General features: G+C 46.8%; 18 protein-coding genes and 1 pseudogene. 9 read left to right on the top strand and 10 right to left on the bottom strand.

Annotated elements, in window-relative coordinates:
* Positions 1 to 36: 36 nt before the first annotated feature.
* Positions 37 to 531 (bottom strand): GNAT family N-acetyltransferase, encoded by a 495-nt coding sequence (locus EDI29_RS12140; RefSeq protein ID WP_137741123.1) that lies wholly within the window; start codon positions 529 to 531, stop codon positions 37 to 39.
* A complete protein-coding gene (locus tag EDI29_RS12135) occupies positions 528 to 821 on the bottom strand; it encodes a type II toxin-antitoxin system TacA family antitoxin (protein ID WP_137741122.1) in 294 nt (97 codons plus the stop codon). Before EDI29_RS12135 ends, EDI29_RS12140 begins: the two co-directional genes overlap by 4 nt.
* A 495-nt stretch (positions 822 to 1,316) precedes the next feature.
* On the opposite strand from EDI29_RS12135, the gene EDI29_RS12130 reads away from it, so the two are divergent.
* Entirely contained in the window at positions 1,317 to 1,823 is a 507-nt protein-coding gene (locus tag EDI29_RS12130; protein ID WP_137741121.1) for a GNAT family N-acetyltransferase, read from the top strand.
* A 1,039-nt stretch (positions 1,824 to 2,862) separates the two neighbouring features.
* Here the strand turns inward: EDI29_RS12130 and EDI29_RS12125 are convergent.
* Positions 2,863 to 3,084, bottom strand: coding sequence for a hypothetical protein (locus EDI29_RS12125; RefSeq protein ID WP_338325764.1), 222 nt, complete (start codon positions 3,082 to 3,084; stop codon positions 2,863 to 2,865).
* Positions 3,085 to 3,128: 44 nt separating this feature from the next.
* Positions 3,129 to 3,662 (bottom strand): HPP family protein, encoded by a 534-nt coding sequence (locus EDI29_RS12120; protein ID WP_137741120.1) that lies wholly within the window; start codon positions 3,660 to 3,662, stop codon positions 3,129 to 3,131.
* A 132-nt stretch (positions 3,663 to 3,794) separates the two neighbouring features.
* Between EDI29_RS12120 and EDI29_RS12115 the strand changes: the two genes are divergently transcribed.
* The 3 genes from EDI29_RS12115 (at position 3,795) to cueP (ending at position 5,625) form a co-directional block, all read left to right on the top strand.
* Positions 3,795 to 4,367 carry a TetR/AcrR family transcriptional regulator gene (locus EDI29_RS12115; protein WP_137741119.1) on the top strand — a complete coding sequence of 191 codons (573 nt, stop codon included), beginning with the start codon at positions 3,795 to 3,797 and terminating at the stop codon, positions 4,365 to 4,367.
* Between the two features lie 85 nt (positions 4,368 to 4,452).
* Entirely contained in the window at positions 4,453 to 4,854 is a 402-nt protein-coding gene (locus tag EDI29_RS12110) for a VOC family protein (protein ID WP_137741118.1), read from the top strand.
* Between the two features lie 219 nt (positions 4,855 to 5,073).
* On the top strand, positions 5,074 to 5,625 hold the full coding sequence (cueP, locus tag EDI29_RS12105; RefSeq protein ID WP_137741117.1) for a copper-binding periplasmic metallochaperone CueP: 552 nt from the start codon (positions 5,074 to 5,076) through the stop codon (positions 5,623 to 5,625).
* Between the two features lie 155 nt (positions 5,626 to 5,780).
* On the opposite strand, the gene EDI29_RS12100 is transcribed toward cueP, so the two are convergent.
* The 4 genes and pseudogenes from EDI29_RS12100 to EDI29_RS12080 all read right to left on the bottom strand — a co-directional run bounded on the left by EDI29_RS12100 (position 5,781) and on the right by EDI29_RS12080 (position 8,119).
* Complete coding sequence (locus tag EDI29_RS12100) at positions 5,781 to 6,350, bottom strand: LOG family protein (protein WP_167494503.1); 570 nt, start codon at positions 6,348 to 6,350, stop codon at positions 5,781 to 5,783.
* Between the two features lie 93 nt (positions 6,351 to 6,443).
* A pseudogene (locus EDI29_RS12095) lies at positions 6,444 to 6,677 on the bottom strand (ABC transporter six-transmembrane domain-containing protein); the annotation flags it as partial.
* A gap of 217 nt (positions 6,678 to 6,894) precedes the next feature.
* Positions 6,895 to 7,365 carry a FidL gene (locus EDI29_RS12085; RefSeq protein ID WP_137741115.1) on the bottom strand — a complete coding sequence of 157 codons (471 nt, stop codon included), beginning with the start codon at positions 7,363 to 7,365 and terminating at the stop codon, positions 6,895 to 6,897.
* Entirely contained in the window at positions 7,352 to 8,119 is a 768-nt protein-coding gene (locus tag EDI29_RS12080) for a winged helix-turn-helix domain-containing protein (RefSeq protein WP_137741114.1), read from the bottom strand. Before EDI29_RS12080 ends, EDI29_RS12085 begins: the two co-directional genes overlap by 14 nt.
* A gap of 679 nt (positions 8,120 to 8,798) precedes the next feature.
* Between EDI29_RS12080 and EDI29_RS12075 the strand changes: the two genes are divergently transcribed.
* From EDI29_RS12075 to EDI29_RS12055, 5 genes are all read left to right on the top strand, one after another.
* Positions 8,799 to 9,347: a fimbrial protein gene (locus EDI29_RS12075; RefSeq protein WP_137741113.1), complete on the top strand. Its 549-nt coding sequence runs from the start codon at positions 8,799 to 8,801 to the stop codon at positions 9,345 to 9,347.
* Positions 9,348 to 9,491: 144 nt separating this feature from the next.
* A complete protein-coding gene (locus tag EDI29_RS12070) occupies positions 9,492 to 11,990 on the top strand; it encodes a fimbria/pilus outer membrane usher protein (protein WP_137741112.1) in 2,499 nt (832 codons plus the stop codon).
* A 33-nt stretch (positions 11,991 to 12,023) separates the two neighbouring features.
* The gene (locus tag EDI29_RS12065) at positions 12,024 to 12,773 is read left to right on the top strand and encodes a fimbrial biogenesis chaperone (RefSeq protein WP_137741111.1); all 750 of its coding nucleotides are present in this window, start codon (positions 12,024 to 12,026) and stop codon (positions 12,771 to 12,773) included.
* Positions 12,774 to 12,791: 18 nt separating this feature from the next.
* Positions 12,792 to 13,826 (top strand): hypothetical protein, encoded by a 1,035-nt coding sequence (locus tag EDI29_RS12060; RefSeq protein ID WP_137741110.1) that lies wholly within the window; start codon positions 12,792 to 12,794, stop codon positions 13,824 to 13,826.
* A gap of 99 nt (positions 13,827 to 13,925) precedes the next feature.
* Entirely contained in the window at positions 13,926 to 14,423 is a 498-nt protein-coding gene (locus EDI29_RS12055) for a fimbrial protein (protein WP_241664926.1), read from the top strand.
* Between the two features lie 82 nt (positions 14,424 to 14,505).
* Here the strand turns inward: EDI29_RS12055 and EDI29_RS12050 are convergent, their stop codons facing one another.
* Together EDI29_RS12050 and fhuE are read right to left on the bottom strand one after the other, a co-directional pair.
* Positions 14,506 to 14,997: a DUF2569 domain-containing protein gene (locus tag EDI29_RS12050; RefSeq protein WP_137741108.1), complete on the bottom strand. Its 492-nt coding sequence runs from the start codon at positions 14,995 to 14,997 to the stop codon at positions 14,506 to 14,508.
* 589 nt (positions 14,998 to 15,586) lie between these two features.
* Positions 15,587 to 17,818, bottom strand: a complete 2,232-nt coding sequence (gene fhuE / locus EDI29_RS12045) for a ferric-rhodotorulic acid/ferric-coprogen receptor FhuE (protein WP_137741107.1) — start codon at positions 17,816 to 17,818, stop codon at positions 15,587 to 15,589.
* Positions 17,819 to 18,017 lie beyond the last annotated feature (199 nt).

Here is an 18,017-nt window from a genome sequence, read left to right as displayed (position 1 = left end):
TTCATTTTTAGGGAATTTATGAGCGCGGTATCAATTTCAAATTGATAAACTTCCCACCAAATCCCCCAACGTCACCATCAACATCATAGGGTCAATCGGTGAAGGCTCAAATCCCACCCGCAGGTAAAACGCCCGTGCTTCATCAGACAGCGCATGAACCAACATCCCGCGAATACCGATAGTATCCGCCACCTGAATCACTCTTAGCCCAGCATCACGTATCAGAGCACGGCCAACACCTTGACCATGCAATGACGTATCAACCGCCAGACGTCCCAGCACCACAACCGGGATCGGATCGGGCATATTGCGGCGAAAACGTCCGGGAGCGGCATTCGTTGCTACGGCGCTGGAGGCCAATGAGTAATACGCCAACACTTTTGAATCATTGCAACTAACGAAAGTTCGTGATGCGCCAGTGACCTGATTTTTCATCGCCCGTAGTTTTAGCCAGTTGTCCATAGACTCCACGCCGCAACAGAATGAAGATAGTACATGTTTGGCGCGGAGTGGCTCAGGGGCGGAAATCATTTTTTCTGTTCCCACGGTGCAGGTGTTTGCATGGTTTTACGCAGCGCGGCATTCGGTGAAGGAGCCTGATCCAAACGGGCGAGAAACTCCTGATAAGCATCGGGATCTGCCATGATGATGCGCTGATCGATCAACGCTTCCTCTGCGGCGGCGCGAGCAGCCTCAAGGACAAAATCAGTGCGATTTTTTCCTCTGGCCTTCGCTGCACGATCGATAAGATCCCGTTCTGCGGGTTTGATGCGTAAATTTAGTGTTTCGCGTTTAACAGAAACGTTGTTCGTCACTGGCATGATGTTATCCTCCGTCATACTCTCTGGATATTAATCATACAGCAAACGTAACGCTGATGTCATTACGATTTATCGATATCATAGGGAATCGAACCGAAGGAACTAACCGGGCATTTCTTTATCACACGAGCCATATCATTCTGATCTATCTATAGAAATACGGGTTACATTGCGGTTATTGACAACACCAACGCTTAAAATTTATGCTACATTTCAACTTAATAGAGAACTGGATGCCCCCGAATTCTGCATCACTTATTTAAAGGCACCAGCCCAGCTTTACGTGAAACTGCTGCCAGTAATCTTCCTCGCGTTTTCAACACCGCAATAATATCGGTGGGATAACAGCCTTGCTCATTCATGCGGCCAGCCACACCGTCTGCGGCGCTGAATCTAGCGTGGACCAGAGCTTGTTTTGGTAAAAGCGTAGATGAAAATGTCAGGGAAGATGTTGGTTTCTTTATCCCAAGTTTGTACTTTGAGAGGCAAGGACATATGAAAATTGAACAATTGAGTACGCTGTCAGAAAGCTATGATGAGTTAGCTGTCTTATTAAACGATTGTGTGGAAAGTGGAGCGTCCATCGGTTTTGTTGCACCACTGGAACCCGGTGAAGCAGAACGCTATTGGCAGGGGGTTGCCGCCGATCTGGCTGAAGGTGGTCGTACGTTATTGGTAGCGCGTGACGCGGGACGCATCACGGGTGCAGTACAGATTAGCTATTGTCCAAAGAAAAATGGCAGCCACCGTGCTGAAGTAGAAAAACTGATGGTGCATACGGCATTTCGTCAACGCGGCATTGCTCAGCAGTTAATGGCTGAAGTGGAACGTCAGGCACAAGCCAATCAGCGTACCCTGCTCGTCCTTGATACCCGAACTAATGACACAGCCTCTATTTTGTATCGCAAATCGGGCTATCAGGAAGCAGGTCAAATCCCACAGTTTGCTCGTAGCTCCGCTGGTACTCTCGATGGCACAACCTTCTTTTATAAATTGCTATAAGGGCTGCTTTAAGTGGGTTGATCGAGTATATGCTAATGGTTTCAATAAATAATTCCCTTGCACAAAAAGAAAGCATAAAAGTTAACGTTCTGTTAGCCGAAAAAGTGACTCTCTGATAGTTAGATATAAAATGATAAAAGCCCTGACTGCATAGCCAGGGCTTTTAAGGTACTACAGACTTAATATTTAACATTCATTGACTTAGTAACGTCTTACTACTATTGATACTGCCTCAAATGTACGCGTTTATCACAGATAATATTGGGTATTAAAAAAATAGCTAAAACCTCCCATATATTTGCTGGTTTAAACACCCCACCAACCTTACCAGACACTTAAAGATAGGCGGTTAGCAGGTACATCCCCCATCGCGATATATACTCTTTGATGCGTGGCCTTACTCTCGTTGCGATATTTTACACATAACTCAATCACAACCTATCGCAAACAATAACGCTAAATCATAGCCTTACATCATCGCGCTTTCGCCCCATTTTTTGCGATTGTCGGTACTGACTACGTGGCCTTAAAGCATCATCGAGTGAGAATATAAATTTTTCTCAACACCGATTCCCCATACAAAAACACGTCGTGGCCTTTATCGCAAAAATACTTATTAAAGAACATGTTCGTTGTCTTTAATATAACAGCAGACTGAAAACTTACTGCTATTGATAACCAATTTACGGGTTTTAAAAACCATGTCAATACTGTTATTAATAACATGTTTTTAATAACAGTATTAACGAAATTTAGCCATGCGGCACTGTGTTTTCTCTAATTGCAAAGACCGGATGGCTGGTTTTTACTTTATTCATATCCACGATGATGAATCTGCTTAAGTTAAGCGTATCGTTCATATCTTTCGACATTCTGCACCACGTTCCATTCTGACAGATAACTGATTGAAAGATGTATTCATTAATAATCTCCTTCATGCTCCAGCATGGATTATCAAATAGCATATAGAAGTTTTCCACACGTATGGCATGCCCTTGTCAATTCAGCGATGATACGAAACGTAGGCTCAATGAAAAAATTACCGAAAAACATTTTCGCCAATATGGCGAACGGCATCGATACACGCTTCCGGTGTTCCTGATTCCGGCATCAACATCATCTTAGATGTCATCACTGGCGCACCGCAGTAGTCAAAAATCCCGTGTGCGATCTGTGCATGAAAGGCGTCCGTGTAGCCACGTTTTTCAAATGTTCTCTGGCTAGCCGCACCACACTGAATTAGAAAGAAAACACCCCACATCAAAGAACATCTAACGACCCGCCTCATCCCTGAGGTAGACCATCTCAGGGTTGGCGCTTACGCAGACCAATGCCGTGCCAGTACGTAGGCCAGTTGTTTTCCTCAGCGTAGTTGTTGATCACAGCGGCGATCGCCACCAGCACAACGCTCCCTAGCAGAACGGGCGTGACTAAGAACTCAAACCCCACGGCGCTTTTCCCTGCCAGAATAATGACTAGTGGGTTAGCGCCAGCTGGTGGGTGAACCGCACGAAAATATTGCATCAACATCGTCGCCACACCAACCGCGAGTGACAAAACAACGATCGTGTCACCGAATCCATATAAAGCAATTAGACCTACGGCTGATGTAATGAAATGTCCTCCAATTACGTTTCTTGGCTGCGCGAAAGGCGACGCTGACGCAGCAAATAAAATAACGCACGTTGCGCCAAAAGGTGCCATCAACCAGGGTGCGCCAGTGGATTGCCCTAAGTAGCTTAGGAATAGAATCCCCACACTTCCGCCAATTAACCCTTTCATCAACTGCATAATTGTTGGTTTTGGTGGCAAAGCACCGCCGCCTCTGAGTCTCTTCATTGTCATCCCCGATAAAAAATGTGAGTTTTATGAAATTGCTGTGCTATATTGAGTGTACAGATCTGTACACTCACAAAAGAACAGTACAGATCTGTACACAAAAAATCAACCTATTACCGATGAAGAAAAACGATGAAAGAGAGCGTGGGTAAGAAAGAGCACATTCTAGATATCGCAGAAGCGCTATTTAATGAATTTGGCTATACCGCCGTTGGCGTAGATTTAATTCGAGATAAGGCGGAAGTCTCCAAGACCTCCATGTATCGCCATTTCGGTTCAAAAAACAAGCTGATTGAAGCCGTACTGATTCGTCGGCATACGCATTTTGAGGAAGGACTAACTCACGTAGTATCAGGGGGTAAAGACGCGGAAAGTCGCCTCGATGCCGTGATGGATTGGCATTTTTCCTGGTTCCGAACCGCAAGCTTTAAAGGATGTATGTTCATGCATGCGCTGGCTGAATTTAAAGGGCAAGATGAAGCCATTACGGCTCTAGCGTTGCGCCATAAAACCTGGCTCAAGTCATTCCTACTGTCAATCTTCACGCCCGAAGAAGCAGACAAGGAATATAAAGCCGAAGCTATCATGACGTTTCTTGAAGGCATGATCGTGAGAGCGGAATTTATCGGCGTAGCCAGCAGCGAGGATGTTTATCGCCGACACGCGAAGTTCTTAGCATTATCTCATCCTTCTCTCAGCCAGTAATAACGCGGTGCCTACCGCACATCGGCAAAGCAAACCGACGAACGAGTAGTCACCATTGATGTTGTCTTTAATTGAGGAAGTCACTATGAATTCACCAGTAACGCAAGGCGCTCACCATATTGGTTTGACGGTATCAGCATTGGAAGAAAGCGCACATTTCTTCACCGAACTGCTGGGTTGGCAAGAAGTGAAACGAAGAGAGGATTACCCTGCTATTTTTGTCAGCGACGGAACGGTGATGCTAACGCTTTGGCAGGTACAAGCCAGCGAACCTGTCCAGTTCGATCGAAAAAACAATGTCGGTTTGCATCATCTTGCGATTAAGGTTGATAACAAAGCCGCGCTGTTTGAGATCCTTGAGAAATTATCCGCCCATAAGATCAACATTGAGTTCGCGCCTTCTCTGATTAATGGTGGTCCGGCAATGCATATGATGTGCTATGAACCGAGTGGAATCCGCATCGAGTTTTACTGGTCAGGTCAGTAAGCACGGATTAAGAAAACCCGGTTCATGTTCCACATCAATAACGGCTCAGAGATCACCGCCACTTAGCATGGTTTAAAATTGATCAAAATCAATAAAAAACTAGCAAATACATTAATTTACCTTTCTATACGCTCAAGCTTTTGACCTTCCCGTAGGGGGAAGGTGTAACGTCATAGCATCTTATTTCAAGATAATGACGCTATTGAGGGGAAAGCAATAATGAAGATAAAGATGATGGCGGTACTACTCGGCCTGACATTAAGCAGCCATGGTTTCGCAGCGACAACTGATGCCAACGCTTTTCTCGCCAAGCAAGGACTGGCGGGGAAAACTGTCGAGCAGATCGTCGATGCTATCGATCGGTCGCCGCAAGCGAGGCCTTTGCCCTACAGCGCTTCCATTACCAGCAAAGAACTGAAATTATCGGATGGGCAGCAGCAATACAGCTATCCGCTGGGAGATAAATTTTATCTCTCATTCGCCCCTTATATTCAGCAAACCCATCCCTGCTTTAACCACAGCTTGTCTGGGTGTCAGGGCGAACTCGCCAATACGGCATTTGACGTAAAAATCACGGATAAAGCCGGTAACGTTGTCGTGCAGAAAACCCTAAGTAGTCACCAGAATGGTTTTGTTGGCGTATGGTTACCACGCAATATTGAAGGCACGATTAACGTCACCTATCAGGGACGCGTGGCAAGCTCAGCGTTTGCAACCTATAGCGACAGCCAGACCTGCATGACGACATTGCCATTGAAAGAACAGGCGTAGTGAAAAGTACGAATCTACTGCACGATAGGAAACACCATGCCTATTTTTGCCGAGGATGCCCCCGGCAAAAATAGCTCTCGCTTCTTATTTACACACCAGAAGGCATTATGTAGCGAGATTAAAAATACAGGTTACACAGACAAAAATCGGCGCTTTTACTTTTGCGTCCATTTCTTTTCTGGTGGCTGATAAGCATGAAAGAATGTTAATAACGCCTCAGGACTGTCGGAAAACAGCAGCATATCCGCATAGTCACGACGTAAGAACCCGGCCTCAACCATGCCGCTAATCATGTCTTGCAAGGGATCAAAATAACCCGCGATGTTGAGAAAAGCACAGGGTTTATCGTGAATGCCCAACTGTGCCCATGTCCATTGCTCGAATATTTCTTCAAATGTTCCCGCGCCGCCGGGAAGTGCAATAAACGCATCAGATAGTTCTGCCATCTTGCTCTTACGTTCATGCATATTTTCAACAACATGCAATTCTGTCAGCCCCTGATGCACAATTTCTTTTTCAACGAGTGCTTTGGGCATCACGCCGATCGCGGTGCCAGCATGGGATAGTACGGAATTCGCAATCTCCCCCATCAGCCCGACTTTACCGCCACCGTATACAATCTCTACACCAGAATCGGCAAGGAAATGCCCCATCTGTTTAGTTTTCTCAATATAGATAGGTGAATTACCTGATGCCGAACCACAAAAAACGCCAACTCTCATCACAAACTCCCTGTAACAAATTGTACTAGCCATTCTACTACTACATGCTAAAAACAATATTGCGTTATCGCATAGAAGGCTATCGGGCATCTGGAATCACCCCGTCACCACGCCAGTATCCACGCGCTTACCGATATCTTTGGGCTGCGAGTATTTTTCTAACAGCCCAGGCGCATCATCCAGATTCATTGCAAACATCCACATGTAGGTCATCACCGAATAGATATGCCCCGCATTGGTTCCGCCGTTAAGCGCCATATACACAATCGTCAGTGAAAACAGGACGGCAACAGCGGCACCGATAGCAAGGTAGCCCAGTGCCTCACGATCTTAAAAATACCGATACCCAGCGAGTTTCCCGCCAGCTAGGTGCGTTGTTAAACGGCTACTCCGATCATCTGGTTATTAACCCTACTCCCGCTGATTTTAAGCAAGCAATTGAAGACATTGATGATTTTATACAACGCGTGTTGTGAAACGCATGAGCCGCACGCCAAAAATAGCGATAACCCCCTGAATTGCGATTAATGTGTAGTTCCAACATCCATTAATCGCGGATATTACATGCCATCTTTGACTGGACGGTGCTAATCAGATAGGCATGCTTCGTCAGCATTTCGAACTGGATAACATCATTTTCAGCCAGAATGGGAATCGCCTCATCGGGCGCATTATCATTGGTATTCTTACTCATCCCGATATTGTTCACCACCAGTCGATTCCCCTCCCACACGGAATCAAAGCTGAACGTCCGCCGAATCGTCAACGGTACGCTATCCTCGCCAATGTAAAGACCATTGACTAAAACCAGCGCTCTATTTTGTTTATTTAGATAAAAATAGACGTCATATTCCTTTCTGACCTTCTGATCTTCTTCGTAGAGCTTTACCTCACCCTGACATATCAGCGGCTTTCTATATAAATTGCTGGTTAAATAAAAAACAACCCCAAGAGAAAATGAAATAAAAAGCACCAACATGGTGCAAAAAAATTTCTTTCTGACTTTAATTATTAACATAAGTGATACATCCATGCCCATCTTTATTGCAGGAAATAACGATTTCACTTTTCCTATCCAACACTCCAGATATAACAATCTTTTTCGATAGGAAGAATAATGCGTTATCTGAGCACAGATTTTTATAGTCGGTCGGGAGAGGATAACCCACACTGTTATATAAATAGAAAAGATCACACTTCCCATTCATCTTCACATCGACAAGATGTCGATACGGAAAACGATTTACGTTCTCCAACACGAGCAGGAAAACCCCAACTATCATTATCCATATGAGAAGGAACCGGACATATTGCTGTTTTTTTACTGGCTCAGGTATGGCGTGATGTTTTATAGAAAATGGCTTTTCTTCTTCATAAACGTCTTCTTTAACTTCTTCCTCTTCCCCTTGATTTGACGTTTCTTTTTCTCTCCCCTCTAACATTGGGTAGGGAACAATACTCACGGCGTTAAAAACAACGCCCAGTTTAGGGATAGTCACAATCGAGTCCGAAAGATCAAACTCACGCAATACCTTCCTGAGTAGAGAGAGATAATTGTTGAGATTATTGAGAGAAGGGCAAAGTGCATGCTTTTCCAGTGCTTCTTTTAACAAAAAATCACGGCTTAACGTTACTCCTTGATTCTCAATTAACAAACAGAGCAATCGTGAAATAGGAAAATTCACAGAGGTTGCTTCATTTTCACGTTCTATCCATGCCAGCGTTCCCTCTCCCTCGTTGAAAATGATTAAATCATTAATCAAATAAACCATTCGACCTTTTTCCATCAAGATTAGAGGCACTATTCATTTGTTACAGTAAGACTATAGATACGCTTTTTTATGGACATAAAATCTACGGAATAGTCTGAAAAACCACTATAACCAAACAAAAAAAACGTTATCTACAAAAGAAAAATAAATTATATACATAGCCTTACCAAGGCGATCCTTGGCAAGGATAAAAATTTACCCATATATTGTCAAAGACTATTTGATTTTCATTTAATCATTATATAAATAAAAAGACATTTCATTATTTTTACAAATAAAAAGACATTCAATCTTATCAACACCCCAAGAAGACAAATGACAAATAACACACTGAATTAAAATAACTTATCTATAAAATGATATTTACATCACATCATTCGATATTATCTGCCACGCACAACAATTAGAATAAAAACCTAAATAAACATAAATTTAAAACATTTAATCTAAATAAATATAATTAAATTAATATATTTGACCACAAAACAACCTAACACTACTATTTCACCAGCTCCAGGGCAGCCTACTGGACAAGTCAGCCAATATATTCACCACGTGAGTAAGGCTGCAAATCGTTAACCAACCACAAAAAAGGCACGACTCACCATGTAGGAATGTGGCGAGTACTCATGATTCGCGTTCACGTTTTTAATAGAGTAACCAACAGAGAGAGCATCATATGAAATTATCAAAATTCACCCTGGCATCACTCATCTCCGTGATATTTTCTGTCGGTGCACAGGCAGCAGATTCACACAATGGATCGGTGACGTTTAAAGGAAAAATTATTGATACGCCCTGCTCGGTGTCTCCCGAAGATCTGCACCAAACTATCGATTTTGGTGAAATCAGTAAAACTGTATTGGAAAACGGTGGTACATCAGAAATTAAGCCTTTTGATATCACATTAAAAGATTGCAGTTTGGACACAGCAACCAGCGCCAAAATTGTTTTCTCTGGCGGTGTTGCATCTGGCACCAATAATGAGCTGTTAGCGTTAAATGGCAGTGCCGGCGGTGCAGGTATTGCCGTAGAACGGGTCGGCGAAAAAATTAAATTCGACGGAACGACGCTGGCCGTAGCTGCCACGCCGTTATCAAATGGGGACAATATTTTCTCCTTCACCTCTTATGTCGAAAAACTGCCAACACCAGAGGCAGGCCAAGCCCCTGTAGTCACAACGGGTAGCTTCTCTAGCACAGCTAATTTTGTTGTTTCTTATCAATAAAAGGCAGCTATGCCAACAGCAGGTTTGAACGGGTATATCCAATAACAGGGGGGAGAATTCTTCCCCTATACCCTCTTTATTCCACATGTCATTTGACGTGCGTGGATACCGACAACGCGGCATCTGCTTAAGCATATATTCCCTATGGCAATGAAAAACATTACGTTCAAAGAAAAAATAAAAACCATGTTAGCCCGCTATAGTATTTTTATTTTTTCTTTGGGCACGACATCGCTCAGTGCGACGGAATTTAACGTCAATGTGCTTGATGTTGACGATCGCAACGACATTGATCTTAGCCATTTTTCCGATCCCGAATATGTCACACCAGGTGCCTACCTTTTATCCCTAAAAGTAAACTCACGTGAAATACAGCAGCAGATAATAAACTATCTACCAGAAGGCAATAAGAGCACCCGGCCTACAGCCTGCCTTCCACCTGAACTTGTCGATAAACTGGCGCTAAAAAAAGAAGCACGCGATAAAATCGAATCCTGGAATAATGGAACGTGCGTCGATCTGACCCCCATTGCCGGCGTCAAAGTCTCTAATCAAATTGGCATGGGAACGCTGAATATTACGATCCCCCAAGCATGGTTGATGTACAGCGATCGCAACTGGGTTCCACCAGAACAATGGGACCACGGGATCGGCGGTGCGCTGCTGGACTATAACCTCGTTGGGAACATGCGTCGTGATACTAACGGCAGAGGCACATCGCACTATCTCAGTAGTTACGGCACAACCGGATTCAATCTTGGAGCCTGGCGCTACCGTGCCGATTATCGCTATTTCCTGCAAAAATCACGCAATTCGAATCGCGATAGCTTCTCGTGGGATCAGTTTTACGCCTACCGCCCGCTTCCCACCCTGTCAGCCGATCTCAAACTGGGTGAAATGTATTTCAGCAGTAATTTATTTGATAGCTATCGCTTTACCGGTGTGTCATTAGCCAATAACGACAATATGCTTCCCCCTTCTCTGCGTGGTTATGCGCCAGAAATTCGCGGTGTCGCCAAATCAAACGCGACGGTGACCGTGATGCAAAATGGCAGGCTGATCTATGAAACAACCGTGCCTGCGGGTCCTTTTGCGATTCAAGATATGAAAAATGGCGTCAGCGGTACGCTGGATGTTCGCGTAACAGAAGAAGATGGCACGGTAACAACGTTCCAGACCGAGTCGGCCAATCTGCCTTACCTGACACGACCAGGCCACGTCCAGTACAAACTCGCCGCGGGTAAACCGTCGAATACCAATCACCGCCTGCAAGGGCCTGCCTTTTCTGCCGCGGAAGCCTCATGGGGATTATCCAATGCCTGGTCGGTGTACGGCGGCACTATTTTGTCTGATAGTTATCAGTCTTGGTCGGCGGGCATCGGGAAAAATCTTTATCTCTTTGGCGCACTGTCCGCTGACGTCACCCAGTCACGCGCAACACTACCGGCCCCATCCACGTCGCAAATGGGGCATGCTTTTTCACTTAACTGGTCTAAATATTTCAATTCGATCGATAGCCAAGTCAGCTTTGCGGGCTACCGCTTCTCAGAAAAAACCTACATGAGCATGGCGCAGTATCTCTACGCCCTGAATCTTGATAGCCGCTATCGCAATGAAAAAGAACGCTACACCATTACGGTCTCAAAAAACTTCGCGACACAAGAGACAGCCTCACTGCTGAGTGGACTATCAACTTACGTTACCTATACGCGCCAAACCTACTGGAATGAAGCCGAGCAGGATCGCTATGGGATTTCACTGAACAAATATTTTGATATCGGCGAGATTAAAGGCATTTCTGCGAATTTATCGGCCTATCGTACCGAATTCAACCAACGTACTGATGACAGTCTGTACCTCAGCTTTTCCATTCCACTCAGGGAGAAGGATCGTCTGAGCTACAGCGTGGGACACTATAACAACAGCAGTAATCAGACGCTGACCTATTCCAATCACGCCGATCCGAGCCGAACCTGGAACCTGAGCACTCGACACGACAGCAGGGAGAACACGTACCTGAGCGGCAACTATACCCGTCTGGCACCGATGACCGATGCCTCCGTGGGTGTCGCCTGGCAGCAGGATCGTTATACCTATCTGAACGGTTCGCTGCGCGGCGGTATTACCGCAACCCGCCACGGCGTTGCAGCACATCCGAAAGGCAATCAGGGCGGCACTCGCATTATGGTCGACACGGATCAGGCAGGCGTGGCATTCGCTGGCAGCCAAGTCGAGACTAACCGCTATGGCCTGGCTGTCATTGCTGGCAGCAGTAGCTACTACGATATCTCGACCCGCATCGATATGCAGAAATTACCGCAAAATATTGAAGCGATGACGACCGTGGTTCAAGGAACTCTGACTGAAGGTGCAATTGGTTACCGCAAATTTGATGTGGTCAGCGGGGCAAAAATCATGGGGCATATCACGCTGGTCGATGGCAAATATCCCCCCTTCGCGGCTCAGATAAAAAACAAGAAAGGCCGCGATATTGCCATGATCACCAACAGTGGACAGGCCTATATCACGGGCGTGTCGCCTGACGAAACGCTGTCCGTCATCTGGGCAGGGGAGGCGCAGTGCTCCATCACCCTACCCGCTACCTTAAACCACCTTGATACATTGCTGCTGCCCTGCAAATAAGCGGCAAGAAATAGAAAATCCCGGAGAGTACGTATGAAATACCCATCTTATCGGCGAACAGCAGGAATCATTATCGGCTGCCTGCTTTTGATACCCTCAGCCTATAGTGCGCTGAGCCTCGATCGCACCCGCGTTATTTTTAACGATGATGAACAGTCAGCAACGGTGATGTTGATGAACCAAAACGCGGAGAATCCGTTTCTGGCACAGTCCTGGCTGACGGACGAGCGACGCAATAAAGTAACAAGTCCGCTGATGGTGTTACCGCCATTACAGCGCATCGAAGCGAAAGGATATAGCCTGATCCGTCTGGTTAAGACGGAACAAATCACACAGTTGCCAACCGATCGCGAATCGTTGTTTTATCTTAACGTGCGGGAAATTCCGCCCAAAACGGAAAAGGCTAACGTCTTGCAGATCGCCATTCAGTCTGAAATCAAGGTGTTCTTCCGCCCACGCGGTGTGAAGCCCGCAAAAGATGAGATATGGCAGCAAAAACTGCGGATCAAAAAAACGGGCAACGTTTTTCAGGTGGAAAACCCGACCCCGTACTACATCACCGTAAGCCGCATCCTGAAGCAACCCAAGGTAGCCAATGCCAACCCTGCCAATCTGTTAAAAGGCAACGCCTTTATGGTGGCACCGCGCTCAACGTTTCCTGTTGAAGTCAATGACGGCGCGATCAATCGCTTCTATCTGTACTACGTCAACGACTACGGCGGCCATGTTGCATTGCCTTTTACTTGCGCACAAAACCAGTGCCAGCCCATTACCGATGAATAAGCTACAGGGATATCGACCATGCATTGGTTAACCATTCGTAAAAATCGCTATGTTGTCTTCTGTGCAACACTCTGTCTCAGCTTAACCGCGTTTAACGCCAGTGCGCTGGAATGTCGATTGGGTACCGTGACGGGCCCGGTAGCCGATTATGAAGATATCGGCACGCTCAAGATCCCGGCGACGCTACCGATCGGCAGCCGTCTCTGGACGTCGAAAAGCTATACCCGCAATTTGGCCTGCTGGGCATATCATTCCGTCCGCCCGCAGGGTGAGATGTCCTATTTCTATCCCAATCCCGAAGGAAAGATCATCGGACAGGGCATCGGAATCGGCATCATCTATAACGGGCAGGATCTCGGCGTGATTACCAATGGCGGCTCCACCTCTTCCCGCGTACCCACAGGACAGTGGGTCATCGCAGGCCCCAGCGGTTCACGCCCGCCCGCTTCCCCAACCATGCTAAATGTCACAGTACAGCTCTATCTCGAAAAAACGGGGAACATTACCGACACCACAGCAGGAGCGGACTCCCTGTCAGTCTTCCAGATTGATGGTGAAGGGGGCATCAATAATAAACCCGACAGTAACTATGGCTTGAGCCTGTCAGGACTACACGGCATCGACATTATGCAGTGCGCCGCGACGATCAACGTTTCGCCCGATAGTTATGTCGACTTTGGTACGGTCAGGGCGTGGTCAGGCACGGAGGCCGGTCCACTAGCACAGTCGGAATTTAACATTGATGTGTCCACCGACGGTGGCGAAGACTGCGGTAAGGGATTCGATCTGGACATCAATTTTGATGCCACCTCACGAGGGAATTCACTCGTCGGGATAGACGGCATGAATATGGGGAACGGCGCTACGCTGAAAATCGAAGATATGCGCAGCGGTAATAACGTGACGTTTAATCAGTTCATTAGTCTGGTCGAAGGACTGACGACAGCAAGTGGCGTAGTTGAGCGACGCTATAAAGCACAACTCTATGCCGCAGGCCCCGCGACTGTCGGCGATACCGAAAAAAATATTATTCTGCGTTTTAATTATCACTAATCCGCGTGCCTGTATGAGATAGCAACGATGATAAAAAATGACAATACAGTAATAAGAATCACGTCTTGCCGCATCCTGCTCACCGTAGCGGCCGGTATTATGACACTACAATCAAGTTCACCTTTTGCACAACAGCCCCCTCTTTTGAGCGATCGTGAAGTGACGTTCCGCGTTTCCGTCGTCAACGCCGCCTGTAATGTCAGTACGGAAAGCAAAGCGATTGTGGTGAACATGAGCGAAATCTCTGAGCGCTATTTAAAAACCAATAGCTACGGCAGTTGGCATGATTTCACGATTAACCTCACGGACTGCAATCTGGATACCTACCAAAACGTCACCGTCCGCTTTTCAGGGAAAGAAGAGCCGCTACTGCCCAAGCGTCTGGCGCTGGATACGCCATCCGGTGCCAAAGGTATCGCGATTGGCATTTATCATGCCAATCAACTGGTCGGCATCAACAGCAGCACAGATAGCATTGTGCTGCAAAGTGGGGACAACACCATTCCCTTTTCAGCCCGTATCGAAAAGATACGCGACGACCTGATTAAGTCCGGCGATTTTGTGGCAACGGCAAACTTCACGTTGAGCTATTTATAGTCGGTTAAGGGGAAAGTGCAGATCGCTACGTGCTTACCAGACACTGGCCGCACAGGCACTCACTCTCGGCTGAACCTATTTGTTAGCGACTAAAAACCAGCGGAATTCTTTTCGAGAACAAGAAATACGGAACCCAGACGATAATGCCGACAACAACGCCAGAAAGCATACTCAATGCATCATCGTCCAGCGCGACACCAAACAGCAGTGAAGGCAATAACGTTAGGCAACATACGCAAACGGCATTAATGACATAGTAAGCGACCATTACCACCTTTGTCCGCCTCTTGCGGCGAAAAAACGTTAGCGCAGTAAAAATAGACATGCCGAATAAAGCAATGACGCAAAATATAGCGAACAGACTGTAATAACTAACAAACCCCGTTTTTTTGAAATGCGCCAACACGACACTGACCAGTTCATACAGTGAGAACGGCGCCATAATGACAGAGAGAATAATTCCCAGCGCCGGAAGGTAGAGAATACCGTTAATCTTCTGCTGCTCTTTTCCTTCACAATCTGTACACAAGCCAGATTCTTTTTGCGCATCGTTCTCGCAGTTCAAGCACTTCATTTTTCAATCCCTGTAAAAATGTTCCGAAAGGAAAAAACGGTAACGGTTCCCCGCCTGAATATAATACGCAATTGTCCCCGATCCCCGAATCAATGTTAACCCCCTATTCCACTATCTATACCCCAAATAATTCGAGTTGCAGGAAGGCGGCAAGAGAGGGAGTCCCGATGAGCTTACTCAGGTAAGTGATTCGGGTGAGTGAACGCAGCCAACGCACCTGCGGCTTGAAGTATTACGGGTATATAACCCTAAATAATTCGAGTTTCAGGACACACGTAACGTTTGAACAACGCAAAGCGTTGGCCCGATAGGGCAAGGCTTATTGATAAGCCTTGTAACGCGGCTTGCAACGGCCCCAAGGGGCGAGGCACACGTCAGTGTGCCGAGTAGCGAAGCCAACGCACCTGCAACTTGAAGTATGACGGGTATATTCATGTAACCAATGCTTCAGGTGATGAAGGGAGACATTTCAACATCGCAGCAAAAGAAAAAGCGCCCGAGTCATTGAAACAACGAGCGCTACGATTATTCCCGACAGCAGGTCACCGAGCCATCGGGCAAGTCACTTGCATCAATTTAGAGCATCGGACTAGAACGCATAGTTAACCGTCATCGAGACGCTGCGCGGCGTGCCATACACAGCATAAGGCGCAACGTAGTCGTAGTACTCTTTATCAAACAGGTTGTTGATATTCGCCTGTACCGCCAGCTGTTTAGTCACCTGATAGCGGCCAAACAAGTTAACCAGCGCATAGCTGCCCTGATCGGCACGCAGCGTGGTGTTTTGCGGGCCAGAGCCTTCCTGCCAGATGCCATTTTGCCAGTTCACGCCGCCGCCAACGGTTAAGTCCGGCACCATTGGCAACTGGTAGCGAGTAAACAGCTTGAACGACGTGCGTGGTAATTCTGGATTGACCGACTTGCCATCTTTGTCGTCCACAACAAAACGAGAACCGCCAAACGTCATTTGCAGGTTGTCCGTCACCGCGCCGTTGACTTCAAATTCGATCCCTTTGCTGACGACACCATCAACAGCGTAATAAATTGTCTCGTTCGACCCAGCAAAGCGAGCACTATTTGTCTGTGCAACGTGATCCTGTTCGATACGGAAAACCGAAACTGACGCGGTCAGACGACTGTTATACCAATCCCCTTTCAGACCCGTTTCGTAGTTTCTGCCCGTAGTCGGCTGTAGATAGGTTTTGTTGATATCGCGCTTGTTGTTCGGCTGGAAGATATCGGTGTAGCTGGCATACGTCGACCAAGTATCATCAATGTCATACACCAGTCCCGCATATGGCGTAATGCGGTTTCGGCTATCGCTATCCGAGGACCCGTCTACGCTCCAATCGGTATAGCGCGCACCAACGATCAAGTGCAGCGGATCGGCTAACGAGAATCGTGCCGAGGTATAAGCTGATTTCTGGCGTGTCGTAGAGTTTTCGTAAGGTTGCCAAGAACTCCATGCAGGGTCGGCAAGATTGCCATTCCAGTTGAAATAATTACCAACAGCAGTAGAAGTCAGCGTATCTGTCGGGTAAGAGTTATAGTAGTCATTACTTTGTCTACTATAGCTAGCCCCCACCACCAACTCATGCTGGCGGCCTAACAGCTCGAAGGGACCTGTCGCATAGGTATCAACAGAATCAACTTTACGCTTCCCTCTATTCCAGCCACCATAGGCACCAACGGCTACAGGGTTATAAGTAGGATAGTAAGGGTCAACCAGTACCCCAGTATTTTTATCTGGGAAACCGTTGGCATACATCTGTTTCGAGTCAAAGTTCGTTTCGTCATGCGTTCCGTTCATACGCAGCTGCCAGCCGTTATCAAAACGCTGGGTCAAACCGGCAAACACTTTTTTCGACGTTGAGTCTGTATAACTCCAGTTCGGCGCGGAGTTAAGGCTGCGATCAAAACGAACACGGCTGCCATCGCTGTACCACGTCGGCAACCCACCCCACGTTGAGTTAGTGTTGTGGTTATCCTGATAATCATAGCCAAGGGATAACGTGGTGGAATCTGTAACATCGGCATCAATCACGCCGTAGACGAATTTTTTGCGGCTGTGGTAACGATCGAGCCAGCTGTCATTATCCTGATAGCCTGCAACCACACGCCCACGCACATTACCGGACTCCGTCAGCGGCGCAGACAGATCCGTCACCATCCGCTGTTTATCCCATGAGCCGTAGCTGCCGGATACCGAGCCTTTAAATTCACGGCTGTCCGCATGTTTGCGCACCATGTTTACCGCGGCAGAAGGGTTGCCCGTTCCGGTCATTAACCCAGTCGCCCCGCGCACCACCTCGATACGATCGTAAATCGCCGTGTCCGAAGCTGAATCACCAAAGTTCCAGATATCGTCAACCACCGTTGGAATACCGTCGAACAGGTAGTTATTGATAAGGAAACCACGCGCGAAATACGTCATGCGTTCGGAGTCGATAATTTTGGAGGATACACCCGTCGTGTTCGCCATCACCTCACCAATCGTTTGCAGACCTTGATCTTCGATACGCTGCTGGCTGATGACGCTCACCGACTGTGGGATATCACGTGGGGTCAGCGTCATCTTGGTTCCGGCGTTAGTCACTTTCACGCTGTAATCCTGCGGGTCGCTGACTTCTGCATTAGCGTTAGCATTCGCGCTGACGACAAGCGTATCACCGGAAGCTGGTTTTTCTTCGGCAGCGGCCTGAACAGGTAGGAAAGAGGCTGAGATCAACAGGGCGAGAAGAGAGACTCCGAATGGTTTTACTCCGGCCAGCGAAGAATCACAAACGCGCGTTTTTTCGGCGCGAGTAACTCTAAAAGACATGGTATATCCTCGGTTAACTGATGGTGATTTTGGCGAGATGCTGAGGCGTTTCTTGTCAACATTTGCACAGAAAGGTAAATGATAACTATACGCATTATTATTGTTATTTCAACGCAAGGATTAATTCATTTAAAATACAAATAGATAGAAAAGAACAAATCACCATATCGTTAGCAAGGCATTGTTACAAAAAGAACAT

Source organism: Pectobacterium polonicum, from assembly GCF_005497185.1.
Taxonomy (GTDB): domain Bacteria; phylum Pseudomonadota; class Gammaproteobacteria; order Enterobacterales; family Enterobacteriaceae; genus Pectobacterium; species Pectobacterium polonicum.
The sequence above is the reverse complement of the archived record's forward strand: the minus strand, read 5'-3'. Positions and strand labels throughout refer to the sequence as shown.